Below are 12,539 nucleotides of genomic sequence, written 5' to 3'. Positions count from 1 at the left end.
GGCCTTGAGGTTCAGGGCGGAGCCCCGCTCCGGCCGGGGTGTGGGGGCACGCAGGGCCCCCACACCTGAAAGAGCAGGGCCCCCACACCTGAAAGGAGCGGGTGGGAGGGGGGAACCCTTCCCTCAGTCCTCGCTCGGCGCCGCCGGCAGCTTCGCCTGGATCAGATCCATCACCGTGGAGTCCGTCAGCGTGGTGACGTCACCGAGCTCCCGGTTCTCCGCGATGTCCCGCAGCAGCCGCCGCATGATCTTCCCGGACCGCGTCTTCGGCAGCTCCGCCACCGGCAGCACCCGCTTCGGCTTGGCGATGGGCCCGAGCGTGGCCCCCACGTGATTGCGCAGCTCCGCCGCCAGCCCTTCATCCTCGGCGGAAGCCGACCCCCGCAGGATCACGAACGCCACGATCGCCTGCCCGGTCGTCTCGTCGGCCGCGCCCACGACCGCCGCCTCGGCGACCGAAGGATGCGAGACGAGCGCCGACTCGACCTCGGTCGTCGAGATGTTGTGCCCGGAGACCAGCATCACGTCATCCACGCGCCCGAGGAGCCAGATGTCCCCGTCCTCGTCCTTCTTGGCGCCGTCCCCGGCGAAGTACTTCCCCTCGAACCGCGACCAGTACGTGTCGATGAACCGCTGGTCGTCGCCCCAAATGGTCCGCAGCATCGAAGGCCACGGCTCGGTGAGCACCAGATACCCGCCACCACCATTCGGCACTTCCCGAGCCTCGTCGTCGACGACCGTCGCCGAGATCCCCGGCAGCGGCCGCTGCGCCGACCCCGGCTTCGTCTCGGTGACCCCCGGCAGCGGCGAGATCATCATCGCGCCGGTCTCGGTCTGCCACCAGGTGTCCACGATCGGCGTACGGTCACCGCCGATGTGCTTCCGGTACCAGATCCAGGCCTCGGGGTTGATCGGCTCACCGACCGACCCGAGCACCCGCAGCGACGACAGATCGAACTTCGCGGGGATGTCGTCGCCCCACTTCATGAACGTACGGATCGCCGTGGGCGCCGTGTACAGGATCGTCACCCCGTACTTCTGCACGATCTCCCAGAACCGCCCCTGGTGCGGCGTGTCCGGTGTGCCCTCGTACATCACCTGCGTCGCACCGTTCGAAAGCGGCCCGTACGTGATGTACGAGTGCCCGGTGACCCAGCCGATGTCGGCCGTGCACCAGTACACGTCGGTCTCCGGCTTGAGGTCGAAGACGGCGTGGTGGGTGTACGACGCCTGCGTGAGGTAGCCGCCCGAGGTGTGCAGGATGCCCTTCGGCTTCCCCGTCGTCCCGGACGTGTAGAGGATGAACAGCGGCTGCTCGGCGTCGAACGCCTCCGGCGTGTGCTCGGCGGACTGCTGCTCGACGATCTCGTGCCACCACACGTCGCGGCCCTCGGTCCAGGCCACCTCCTGCCCCGTACGCCGTACGACGAGGACGTGCTCGACCTGATCCACCCGGTCGATCGCGTCGTCGACGGCCGGCTTGAGCGCGGACGGCTTGCCGCGCCGGTAACCGCCGTCGGAGGTGATGACCAGCTTGGCGTCGGCGTCCTGGATGCGTGTGGCGATCGCGTCCGCGGAGAACCCGCCGAAGACGACCGAGTGCGCGGCGCCGATACGGGCACAGGCCAGCATCGCGACGACGGCCTCGGGAATCATCGGCAGATAGACAGCGACCCGGTCGCCCTTCCCAACCCCCAGCTCGATCAGAGCGTTGGCGGCTTTCGACACCTCGTCCTTGAGCTCGGCGTAGGTGATGGCCCGGCTGTCGCCCGGCTCGCCCTCGAAGTGGATGGCGACCCGGTCACCGTTCCCGGCCTCGACATGGCGGTCCACGCAGTTGTACGCGACGTTCAGCTTCCCGTCGGCGAACCACTTCGCGAACGGCGGGTTCGACCAGTCCAGCGTCTCGGTCGGCTCGGTGGCCCAGGTCAGCCGGCGGGCCTGCTCGGCCCAGAAGCCGAGCCTGTCAGCCTTGGCCTGCTCATACGCCCCCGCGGTGACGTTGGCGTTCGCGGCCAGGTCGGCGGGCGGCGCGAACCTGCGCTCTTCCTTCAGCAGGTTGGCCAGGCTTTCGTTGCTCACGACATCTCCCTTTCCCAGGGTGTCCGTTGTGTCCCAGGCCACAGCTCATCAGACCGGGGGGCCTGGTGACAAGGGCCGACCCGAAATTGGTTTAGACCTGTTGATGCGCGGTGGCACCCCTCAAGGGCACGTACCGCCCGGCCGTCGGGTTCACTCGGCGCTCTGCGACCCCCCAATGCGCCTCAACGCTCGTCCTGGAAGAGACGGAGACTCGGAAACCCCGTCATCCGCAGAACGGCCATCCGCTCGTGCGCGGGTGACCGGTCCATGGTGCGCGACCCCGCCGACTGGGGCCGCGCACCACGCCAAGGTCACGCGGGACGGCGCAGATCCTCCGCCGCCCCCACGTGATCGAACAGCTCGCCCCCGTCGCCGTCGGTCAGCAGATACGCCTGAGCCTCCCCGACGTGGAAGTACATCCCGTGCAGTTCGAGCGCACCCTCCCGCAGGGCCCGCGCCACGGACTCGTGTGCCCGCAGATGCTCCAACTGCTGCACCACGTTGGTCAGACAGAGCTGCTCCACCGCGTCGGCCGGCGCGCGGCCGGCAAGCCGTGCCCACGGCCGGTCCTTGGCGGCCATCCGCTCCAGGCTCGGCACCCCGTGCCGCAGCCACCGCTTGAGCGGCGTGAGCGCCCCACCGGGCTCCGAGGTCATCAGGGCCTGCATCGCCCCGCACCCGGAGTGCCCGCACACCGTGATGGACCGCACCTTCAGCACGTCCACCGCGTACTCGATCGCCGCGGCCACCGAGTCGTCCCCGCTCTCCTTCCCGGGCAACGGCACGAGGTTGCCCACATTCCGTACGACGAAGAGGTCACCCGGACCACTGGAGGTGATCATCGACGTGACGAGCCGCGAGTCGGCACAGGTCAGGAACAGCTGGGACGGCCGCTGCCCCTCCCGCGCCAGTCGCGCGAGCTCACCCCGCACGAGGGGCGCCGTATTGCGCTGGAACGCGCTGATGCCACGCGCCAGTTGATGCCCGCTCTGCCCGTCGGGCCCGTCCGACCCGCCCGGATGGCCGCCGGGAGGTACGGGCTGGGCGCCCGCGGAGGTCTCGCATTGGTGGTTGCGCCAGGGCGTCCAGGGCCGGCACCGGCAGTGGGCGGAGCTCGTGGGCTCGGCGATCCGGGTTCCGGCCCGCCCGGTGAGCTCGGCCGCGCCGCCTCCCGCGACGTGGGCGTTCTGCCAGTCCTGCAGTGACTCGTACGCCGCGTGGTCCATGAACGATCCGTCCAACTCCACAACGGCGTCGGTCCCGTGGGGTACCAGATGCAGAGCACGGCTGAGCCGTGGCACAGCGAGAAACGTCAACTGCCCTCGTACGCGTACGTAATGGACTCCCTCCTTCTCCTCGTGCGTGATACGGGTGCGGGTGAGGCGCTGCATGGCGACGCCGACGGCCACGGAGACCCCCAGCGCCACGCCCTCGAGCACTCCGAGGAAGACGACGCCGAGCGTGGTGACGGTGTACACCAGCACCTCACGGTGGCGGGTGACCGTGCGGATGTGGTGCAGGGACACCATCTGGATGCCGACGGCCATCACCAGGGCGGCGAGCGATGCGAGGGGGATCAGCTCCAGGGTCGAGACCATCAGCAGCGCGGCAACTACTACGAAAACGCCGTGCAGCATCGTGGAGTTCCGGCTCACGGCACCGGCTCGCACATTTGCGGCGCTTCTTACGGCGACTCCGGTGACGGGCAGTCCGCCGAGCGCGCCGGAGACGACATTGGCGGCGCCCTGGCCGAACAGTTCCCGGTCGAGATCGGAACGGCCCACCCGTGTCTGCAGCTCGGGCCGCCCCGCCACCAGCTTGTCCACGGCGACGGCGCCGAGCAGCGACTCCACGCTGCACACCAGCGTCACGGTGAGGACGGCGACGCCGATTCCGAGCACCGGACCCTCGGGCAGCCCGGCCAGCGCATGGCTGCTCCAGGACGGCAGGTCCACCTTGGGCAGGGTCAGCCCGGCGAGCGAGGCGGTCACGGTGGCCCCGGCAACGCCCACGAGCGCGGCCGGGACTTTGCGCAGCACGTGGCCGATCCGCCCGGGAATCCGCGGCCAGGCGAGCAGGAGCGTCAGTGTCAGCGCGCTCATCGACACTGCGGCGGGGTGGACGTGCGCCAACTGGTTCGGCAGCGCACGGAAGTTGTCGAGGACGGAGCTCTGCGGGGTGCCGCCCAGCACGATGTGCAACTGGGCGATGGCGATGGTCACGCCGATGCCGGCGAGCATGCCGTGCACGATCGCGGGGCTGACGGCGAGTGCCGTACGAGCCACGCGCAGGCAGCCCAGGCACAGCTGGGCGATGCCGGCGAGCACGGTGATGGCGCAGGTCGTACGCCATCCGTAGTGGTGGATGAGCTCGGCGGTGACGACCGTGAGTCCGGCGGCGGGCCCGCTCACCAGGAGCGGTGAGCCGCCGAGTCGCCCAGCGACGAGTCCGCCCACGGCCGCGGCGACCAGGCCGGCCTGAAGCGGCGCGTCGGTGGCGAGGGCGATGCCGAGGGACAGGGGTAGGGCGATCAGGAAGACCGCGATCGAGGCCGACAGATCGGCGCCCGCAATACGGAATCGGCGGGACCGGGGCGGCGGGGGGCTGTGGGGCTGGTGGGAGCGCTTTTGCCGAGTCGAGTCGGCGGCGCGGGTGGGGATGCAGGCGGACATGCTTCCCGTCTCCTCCGGGGCAGCGCGGTCGCGGAACAGGTGGTCCCCCTTTCAGGACGGCGGGGGGCGGATCGCGGCCGTGGGTCACGGCGTGCAGCGGCGGGATTCTCAACACTCAGTAAATGGATCGTAATGCAGGGTAAAGGCCTTGTGCGAAATTTCGGCTCAAATGGGGCAGCAAATCACTCTCCAGGGTGAACCAGACATTTTGTCGGCTTGTCGTATTTATTCCTCCTTGGTCCCGTGCGACGTTGGCCGCGCTGTCGCCAAATCACGGCATATCAGCACAGAACGCCCTAATCAGCGTTGCTCCGACCGAAGGAAGAAGGAGGGCGGAAGATGGCCGCCACCCAGAGGATCGCCGCGGGCGCAGCGCTCGCCGCGGCCTGCGCCACGGCGCTCGCCGGTTGCTCGAGCGATACGACCGGTTCCAAGGAAGGCGCGCACGGCGCGGAGGAGGCGGCCGGGGCTCCCGCGCCCGAGAGCGCGGTCCGCCTGATCGGCGACGGCTCCACCGCGTACACCGGTGCGCAGCCGCATCTGCCCAGGCCCGTGCGGCTGAAGCCCGGTCAGAAGCCCCCGCAGTTCGTGGTCTTCTCGTGGGACGGCGCCGGCGAGGACAGCCAGAAGCTCTTCTCGCACTTCCGGAAGATCGCCAAGGCCAACAAGGCGACGATGACGTATTTCCTGAGCGGCGTGTACCTGCTGCCGGAGGACAAGCGCGACCTGTACAGACCGCCGCAGCACTCGCCCGGCAGTTCCGAGATCGGCTTCAACGACGAGCAGGGCATCAAGGACACCGTGAAGCAGCTGCGCGGCGCGTGGCTGGAGGGCAACGAGATCGGCACGCACTTCAACGGTCACTTCTGCGGCAGCGGAGGCGGGGTCGACGAGTGGTCGGTCGCGGAGTGGAAGAGCGAGATCGCCCAGGCGAAGTCGTTCGTGAAGTCCTGGAAGACCAACACGGGCATGAGGAAGGCGTCCCCGCTGCCCTTCGACTACGACAAGGAGCTCATCGGCGCCCGCACGCCGTGCCTGGAGGGCCGGAAGAACTTCACGAAGGCGGCCCGCCAGCTGGGCTTCCGCTACGACACGAGTGGTGTCAACAACCAGGTCTGGCCCAAGAAGAAGCAGGGGCTGTGGGACCTGTCAATGCAGCTTGTGCCCTTCCCCGGGCACTCCTACGAGCAGCTCACCATGGACTACAACTTCATGATCAACCAGTCGGGCACCCAGACCCAGGGTGACCCCGACAAGCAGGAGTACTGGGGCGATCAGATGCGTGACGGCCTGCTCAAGGGCTTCGACCGCGCCTACAACGGCAACCGCGCACCGCTGATCATCGGCAACCACTTCGAGTCCTGGAACGGCGGCAATTACATGCGTGCCGTCGACGAGGTCGTCGAGAGTGTCTGCACCAAGCCCGAGGTGCGCTGCGTCTCCTTCCGGCAACTCGCCGACTGGCTCGACGCCCAGGACCCGGCCACCCTCGACAGGCTCCGCGGCCTCAAGGTCGGCGAGGCCCCGAAGCAGGGCTGGGCGTCCTTCCTCTCGGGCCGCCCAGCCCCTGCCCCGAAGGGCGTCCCCGGGGCGCCGGCGGTCAAGCCGTAGCGGCGGCCCCAGGCCCCCGGCTCGAGCCGCAGCGGTCCCCCGCGGGCCGGCGGCTCAAGCCGTGGCCACCAGGCTCTCACCGAGTACGAAACCGGGGTCGACCTGCGCGGCCAGGTCCGCCCCGGTTTTCGCGTTGCCCCAACTGCTCGCGTTCTTCAAGTGGAAGTGCACCATCTGGCGCGTGTAACGCTCCCAGTCGCGCAGTTCGTACGTGGCGTCGGCGGCGGTCCGCAAAGTGCGCAGGGAGCGGCGGTTGGCCTCCTCCAGGAACTCGAACCGGGGCGGGCGGCCCTTCTCCATGGCGCGCACCCAGTCCGAGTGCCCGACGGTGACCAGGAGCTCGTCACCGACTTCGGCGCGGAGGAAGTCGATGTCGTCCTGGCCCTGCACCTTGTTGCCGACGACCTTCAGGATGACGCCGAAGTCGCGGGCGTACTCCTTGTACTGGCGATAGACGGAGACCCCCTTCCGCGTCGGCTCGGCGACGAGGAACGTGATGTCGAAGCGGGTGAACAAGCCGGACGCGAAGGAGTCGGAGCCCGCCGTCATGTCGACGACGACGTACTCGCCCTGGCCGTCGACGAGATGGTTCAGGCAGAGCTCCACTGCACCGGTCTTGGAGTGGTAGCACGCCACTCCCAAATCGGCCTCGGTGAACGGGCCGGTGACCATCAAACGGACGGCGCCGCCGTCGAGTTCCACCGAACGCGCGCAGGCGTCGTACACCGGATTGTTCTCGCGCACCCGCAGCAGCCGCGATCCCTCGCCGGGCGGGGTCGTCTTGATCATCGTCTCGACGGACGCGATGCGCGGGTTGGAGCCGCGCAGATAGTCCTTGATCAGGGGCAGTCGCTCACCCATCGCGGGCAGTCCGGCGGCATCCGTCTCGTCGAGGCCGAGCGCGGCGCCCAGGTGCTGGTTGATGTCGGCGTCCACCGCGACGACCGGCGATCCGGAGGACGCGAGGTGGCGGACGAAGAGCGAGGACAGGGTGGTCTTGCCGCTGCCGCCCTTCCCTACGAAAGCAATTTTCATGTTCACAAAGAGTAGTGGGGTGATTGCTCAGGGTGCCTGCCGTACGTGAAGAAGACCACTCCTTCGTGGGGCAGGCCGCCAGGGTGCGTAGTGTCGTACTCATGAGTACGACAGGCGCGACCGCCGATCCGCTCGCGGCCCTGGGTTCGCTTCCCGGAGTGGCCGAATCCGTGGAGTCCGTCCGCAAGGCCGTGGACCGGGTCTACGGCCACCGGATCATGCGGCGCCGCAGCAACGAGATCACGTCCGAGGCGGCGCTGCGCGGCGCGCGCGGCTCCGCGGCGCTGTCCGGTGCCGACTGGGCCCTCGAAGAGGTGCGCCGCCGCACCGACTTCAGCGCGGACAACGAGGCCCGGACGGTCGGCGCGGCCCTCAGGCTGACCGCCGAGGCAGGCCAACTCCTGTCCATCTGGCGGCAGTCGCCCCTTCGGGTGCTGGCCCGGCTGCATCTGGTGGCGGCCGCGGACAAGGGCGACGAGGTCGGCCGGCCGCGGCAGGACGGCGAACCGGTCGACGAGCCCCTTGTCGAGCTGCCGCTGCCGAACGCGCACGAGGTGGCCGGGCGTCTCGAGGGTCTGTCGCAGCTGATCATCGCGGGAGGCTCGGCCCCGGCGCTGGTGACCGCGGCGGTCGTGCACGGCGAACTGCTCGCCCTGCGCCCGTTCACCTCTCAGAACGGCCTCGTCGCGCGCGCGGCCGAACGCATCGTCCTGGTCGGCAGCGGCCTCGATCCGAAGTCGGTCTGTCCGGCGGAGGTCGGTCATGCCGAACTCGGCCGCGCGGCCTATGCGGCGGCTCTGGACGGCTACGCCTCCGGCACCCCGGAGGGCATGGCGGCCTGGATCGCCCACTGCGGCAAGGCGGTTGAGCTGGGCGTGAGGGAGTCGACGGCCGTCTGTGAGGCGCTTCAGCGCGGGGCGGCGTGAGGACCTCGAAAATCGCCCTCCACAAGAAAATCGCCCTCCACTAGGAGGGCGAAAAATCCCTCGGGAAGGCGAAATAATCCCTGAACAGGGTTGCGGCGGTACGAGTTCTCGTACCGCCGCTGGCATGCTCACCGGGTTACCAAGCGTCCTCGATATGTTGCCCATCAGGTCGGGAACTGTGGCCCGTGGCCTGGTGCGGCTGGCCCGTAATCGACGGGTCGACGTCGCGTGGGTGCTCGGCGTTCATGCTGGGTCCGTGGGGCCTTGGTTGCGTTTAAAGGTGATCCTCTCGGATGTCCTTGGTCTCGCGGGCCGTTAACCCCTTTGTACTCCAGGTCCCGAGGAAGCGGAAGCCCTGACTGCACTTCTTTACTTTTAGGTTCAAACGAGTGTGAACCGGACTTGAATGTGCTGTCCGCACAATTGTGACGTGATCACATCGCGGTCGCGCGCCGCCGACTGGCGTACCAGACGAGCCCCGCCGTGGCCGCCGCCGCGCCTATGGCGGCCGCCGCGACGAGCGCTGGACGGGGCGGTACGGACAGGGAGGGCAGTCGCTGTTTCAACCGGACCGGGCGGTGGAAGTCCAGAATCGGCCATGAGCGGGCGAGTGCCTCGCGGCGCAGCGTGCGGTCCGGGTTCACCGCGTGCGGGTGGCCGACGGACTCCAGCATCGGCAGGTCCGTCGCCGAGTCGCTGTAGGCGTAGCAGCCCGCGAGGTCGTATCCCTCGGACACCGCCAGCTCCTTGATCGCCTCGGCCTTCGTCGGCCCGTAGGCGTAGTACTCCACCTCGCCGGTGAAGCAGCCGTCCTCGCCCACGATCATGCGAGTCGCCACCACCCGGTCCGCGCCGAGCAATTCACCGATCGGCTCGACCACTTCCGTTCCGGACGTGGACACGATCACGACGTCGCGCCCCGCGGTGTGGTGCTCCTCGATGAGGGACGCGGCCTCGTCGTAGATGATCGGGTCGATCAGGTCGTGCAGCGTCTCGGCGACGATCTCCTTGACCTGCTGGACGTTCCAGCCGCGGCACAGCGCGGACAGGTACTTGCGCATCCGCTCCATCTGGTCGTGGTCGGCGCCGCCCGCCAGGAACACGAACTGGGCATATGCGGTACGCAACGCGGCCCTGCGGTTGATCAGCCCGCCTTGGTAGAACGACTTGCTGAACGTGAGCGTGCTCGACTTCGCAATGACCGTCTTGTCCAGGTCAAAGAAGGCTGCTGTGCGAGGCAAGGAGTGGTTTTCCACGAGCCTGAGCATAGGCGCCCACCATTCGGCGTAAGGTGAGGCGCGTGGGTTTGCCTGAGAGGGCTCTCGGGTACACCATGGAAGTCACGGATCGTTCGCGACCGTGCTAACCCGGTCCGACTCCTCCCCCCCCGAGTCGGCCGTGGGGACGACCCCCGCTCTCCCCCCCGGCGGGGGTCGTCGCATGTCCGGATGGGTTTTTCCCCTCTCTTGCGCGGCCTCGGGACCTTGTTGTCACCGCTCTGGCCGTTCTCTTCGCATGCCCATGATTCGTCACCGTGTGTAGCCGTTGGACTGCTCTAAGGAAGTCGTACACGAGTCACCGGTATGGGTGAAGGCGATATTCACAACCACTGAGTTGTCCACAGTTATCGATCAAGATCCACACGATTACCGGGATCGCTGCACCGTGATTCCAGCGCGCTCCGCTCGTGGCGAGTTCCTCCCGGCGAGTTCATGGCCGGTTCCGTTTGTCGGGCGCGTTTGGCCGGTTCGTATCGGCCGTTCATATGGAGGCCGGTTGCCGGTTCTTCACACGAGCGGGAATCGCGGGTCCGCAGAGGACCCTGCGGGCCCCGCGCAAGAAGCAGCGAAGGGGGCTGGAGATCGTGGCGGGAGCCATCACACATGACCGGCCGGCCGCCGCCGGGGGGCGGCAGGGCGGACCGTTGATCGTCACGGAGGACGCCGAACTGCTGGACGACCTGCTGCGCCTGTGCGCGGCGGCGGGCGCCAGGCCGGAGGTCCACCACGGAGTGCCGGAGCGCAGGGGCAGCTGGGAGGCGGCGCCTCTCGTACTGGTCGGCGACGACGCCGCCCGGCGGGTGCGCGGGGCGGCGCGCAGAAGGGGAGTGGTGCTTGTTGGGCGGGATCAGGACGATTCCGGCGTCTGGCGACGGGCCGTCGAGATCGGTGCCGACCATGTCCTGATGCTGCCCGATGGCGAGCAATGGCTGGTCGACCGCATCGCCGACGTGGCCGAAGGAGTCGGCAGGCCGGCCCTCACCGTAGGGGTGCTCGGCGGCCGAGGCGGCGCCGGAGCCTCCACGCTGGCCTGCGCGCTCGCCGTCACCTCGGCGCGCGAGGGGCGTCGCACCCTGCTCGTGGACGCGGATCCGCTGGGCGGCGGACTCGACGTACTCCTGGGCGGAGAGGCGGCCGAAGGTCTGCGGTGGCCGGCGTTCGCCGCATCCCGCGGCCGGGTCGGGGGTGGCGCCCTTGAGGAGTCCCTGCCCGAGCTGCACGCGCTGCGGGTCCTGAGCTGGGATCGCGGTGACTCCGTCACGATTCCCCCGCAGGCCGTACGAGCGGTCCTGGCCGCCGCCAGACGGCGCGGTGGCGCGGTGCTCGTCGACCTGCCCCGCCGTATCGACGAAGGCGTTGCCGAGGCCCTCGCCCAGCTCGACCTGGGACTTCTGGTGGTCCCCGCCGACCTGCGCTCGATCGCGGCGGCGGGCCGGGTGGCGTCCGCGGTCGGCATGGTTCTGCGCGATCTGCGGGTCGCGGTGCGCGGCCCCTATGCCCCGGGCCTGGACGACCGAGAGGTGGCGCGGCTGCTCGGACTGCCCCTGGTGGGCGAAGTGCCCGCCGAACCCTCGCCGTTGGACGGTGGCCCGCCACCCGGAGGAGCGGCGCGGGGGCCGCTCGCCCGGTTCTGCGCCGCCTTCTGGGAGCGGGTTCCGGTGGAAGGCGGGGGCGTATGAGCTGGGAAGCCGCCAGGGGCATGGACTGCGGCGCGGGACTGGACGGGCGTACGGGCCCGGGGGACGGGCATGCAGGCCCGCTGGAGGGGTGTACGGGCCTGCTGGACGGCGTACGGCAGTGGCTCGCAGAGAGCGGCTCCGAGCCGACGCCCGCGCGCGTGGCACAGGCACTGCGCGAGCAGGGGCGCGTGCTCGGGGACGCCGAAGTCCTCGGCGCGGCTGAGCGGTTGCGTTCGGAACTGGTCGGAAGCGGCCCGTTGGAACCATTGCTCGCCGACCCGTCGGTGACCGATGTACTGGTGTCCGCGCCGGACCGGGTCTGGGTCGACCGGGACGCAGGCCTGGAGCTGACGGCCGTCTCCTTCCCGGACGCGGCGGCGGTACGACGCCTCGCGCAGCGCCTCGCGGCCGTGGCCGGACGGCGGCTCGACGACGCACGTCCCTGGGTGGACGCGCGGCTCCCGGACGGCACACGCCTGCATGCGGTGCTGCCGCCGGTCGCCGTCGGCTCCACCTGTCTGTCCCTGCGGGTCGTACGGCCGCGTGCGTTCACGCTTGACGAGTTGGTGGCAGCGGGGACGGTGCCGCCCGGCGGGGACCGGGTGCTGAGAGCGTTGCTGGACGCCCGGCTGTCCTTCCTGATCAGCGGAGGAACGGGCTCCGGCAAGACAACGCTGCTGAGTGCGTTGCTGGGGCTGGTCGGCCCCGGGGAGCGGATCGTGCTCGCCGAGGACTCGGCGGAGCTGCGACCGGACCACCCCCATGTGGTGCGCCTGGAGGGGCGGCCCGCCAACCAGGAGGGCGTCGGGCTCGTCGCACTCCAGGACTTGGTCCGTCAGGCCCTGCGCATGAGACCGGACCGACTGGTCGTCGGCGAGGTGCGCGGGCCGGAGGTGGTCTCCCTGCTGGCCGCGCTGAACACCGGCCATGAGGGCGGCTGCGGCACGGTGCACGCGAACGCGGCGGCGCAGGTGCCGGCCCGCCTGGAGGCACTGGGCACCGCCGCCGGGCTCGACCGGGCCGCCCTTCACAGCCAGTTGGCGGCGGCGTTGTCCGTGGTCCTGCATCTCGTACGCGACCGGGTCGGGCGGCGGCGGATCGCCGAGGTGCACGTGCTGGAGCGCGCCCCTTCGGGGCTGGTGGTGACGGTGCCGGCGCTGCGCTGGGGCGCGGAGGCCTTTGCGTACGAGCGGGGATGGGAGCGGCTGCGGGGGCTGCTCCGGGACGGGAGCGAGGGGAGTGGGCTGTCATGAC

8 protein-coding genes are annotated in these 12,539 nt (G+C 69.7%); 4 read left to right on the top strand and 4 right to left on the bottom strand.

Annotated elements, in window-relative coordinates; genetic code table 11:
- Nucleotides 1-123: 123 nt before the first annotated feature.
- Both acs and ACZ4RZ_RS35325 read right to left on the bottom strand, forming a co-directional pair.
- Nucleotides 124-2,124, bottom strand: a complete 2,001-nt coding sequence (gene acs, locus ACZ4RZ_RS35330) for an acetate--CoA ligase (protein ID WP_467750916.1) — start codon at nt 2,122-2,124, stop codon at nt 124-126.
- Nucleotides 2,125-2,393: 269 nt separating this feature from the next.
- A complete protein-coding gene (locus ACZ4RZ_RS35325; protein ID WP_467750915.1) occupies nt 2,394-4,754 on the bottom strand; it encodes a SulP family inorganic anion transporter in 2,361 nt (786 codons plus the stop codon).
- 339 nt (nt 4,755-5,093) lie between these two features.
- On the opposite strand from ACZ4RZ_RS35325, the gene ACZ4RZ_RS35320 reads away from it, so the two are divergent.
- Entirely contained in the window at nt 5,094-6,365 is a 1,272-nt protein-coding gene (locus tag ACZ4RZ_RS35320) for a polysaccharide deacetylase family protein (RefSeq protein ID WP_467750914.1), read from the top strand.
- A gap of 54 nt (nt 6,366-6,419) precedes the next feature.
- Here the strand turns inward: ACZ4RZ_RS35320 and ACZ4RZ_RS35315 are convergent, their stop codons facing one another.
- Nucleotides 6,420-7,400, bottom strand: coding sequence for an ATP-binding protein (locus ACZ4RZ_RS35315; protein WP_467750912.1), 981 nt, complete (start codon nt 7,398-7,400; stop codon nt 6,420-6,422).
- Between the two features lie 101 nt (nt 7,401-7,501).
- On the opposite strand from ACZ4RZ_RS35315, the gene ACZ4RZ_RS35310 reads away from it, so the two are divergent.
- The gene (locus tag ACZ4RZ_RS35310) at nt 7,502-8,326 is read left to right on the top strand and encodes a Fic family protein (protein WP_467750910.1); all 825 of its coding nucleotides are present in this window, start codon (nt 7,502-7,504) and stop codon (nt 8,324-8,326) included.
- A gap of 434 nt (nt 8,327-8,760) precedes the next feature.
- Here the strand turns inward: ACZ4RZ_RS35310 and ACZ4RZ_RS35305 are convergent, their stop codons facing one another.
- Nucleotides 8,761-9,594 (bottom strand): HAD family hydrolase, encoded by an 834-nt coding sequence (locus ACZ4RZ_RS35305; protein WP_467750909.1) that lies wholly within the window; start codon nt 9,592-9,594, stop codon nt 8,761-8,763.
- Between the two features lie 596 nt (nt 9,595-10,190).
- On the opposite strand from ACZ4RZ_RS35305, the gene ssd reads away from it, so the two are divergent.
- Together ssd and ACZ4RZ_RS35295 are read left to right on the top strand one after the other, a co-directional pair.
- Nucleotides 10,191-11,285 carry a septum site-determining protein Ssd gene (gene ssd / locus ACZ4RZ_RS35300; RefSeq protein ID WP_467750908.1) on the top strand — a complete coding sequence of 365 codons (1,095 nt, stop codon included), beginning with the start codon at nt 10,191-10,193 and terminating at the stop codon, nt 11,283-11,285.
- The gene (locus ACZ4RZ_RS35295; RefSeq protein ID WP_467750907.1) at nt 11,282-12,538 is read left to right on the top strand and encodes a TadA family conjugal transfer-associated ATPase; all 1,257 of its coding nucleotides are present in this window, start codon (nt 11,282-11,284) and stop codon (nt 12,536-12,538) included. Before ssd ends, ACZ4RZ_RS35295 begins: the two co-directional genes overlap by 4 nt.
- Nucleotide 12,539 lies beyond the last annotated feature (1 nt).

This window comes from Streptomyces sp. NPDC027189 (assembly GCF_055566975.1).
The sequence above is the reverse complement of the archived record's forward strand: the minus strand, read 5'-3'. Positions and strand labels throughout refer to the sequence as shown.

Coding starts and splice junctions, on each gene's coding strand:
- ACZ4RZ_RS35295 (WP_467750907.1), top strand. CDS start 11,282: ATGAGCTGGGAAGCCGCCAGGGGCATGGACTGCGGCGCGGGACTGGAC.
- ACZ4RZ_RS35325 (WP_467750915.1), bottom strand. CDS start 4,754: ATGTCCGCCTGCATCCCCACCCGCGCCGCCGACTCGACTCGGCAAAAG.
- ACZ4RZ_RS35310 (WP_467750910.1), top strand. CDS start 7,502: ATGAGTACGACAGGCGCGACCGCCGATCCGCTCGCGGCCCTGGGTTCG.
- ACZ4RZ_RS35320 (WP_467750914.1), top strand. CDS start 5,094: ATGGCCGCCACCCAGAGGATCGCCGCGGGCGCAGCGCTCGCCGCGGCC.
- ACZ4RZ_RS35315 (WP_467750912.1), bottom strand. CDS start 7,400: ATGAAAATTGCTTTCGTAGGGAAGGGCGGCAGCGGCAAGACCACCCTG.
- ACZ4RZ_RS35305 (WP_467750909.1), bottom strand. CDS start 9,594: ATGCTCAGGCTCGTGGAAAACCACTCCTTGCCTCGCACAGCAGCCTTC.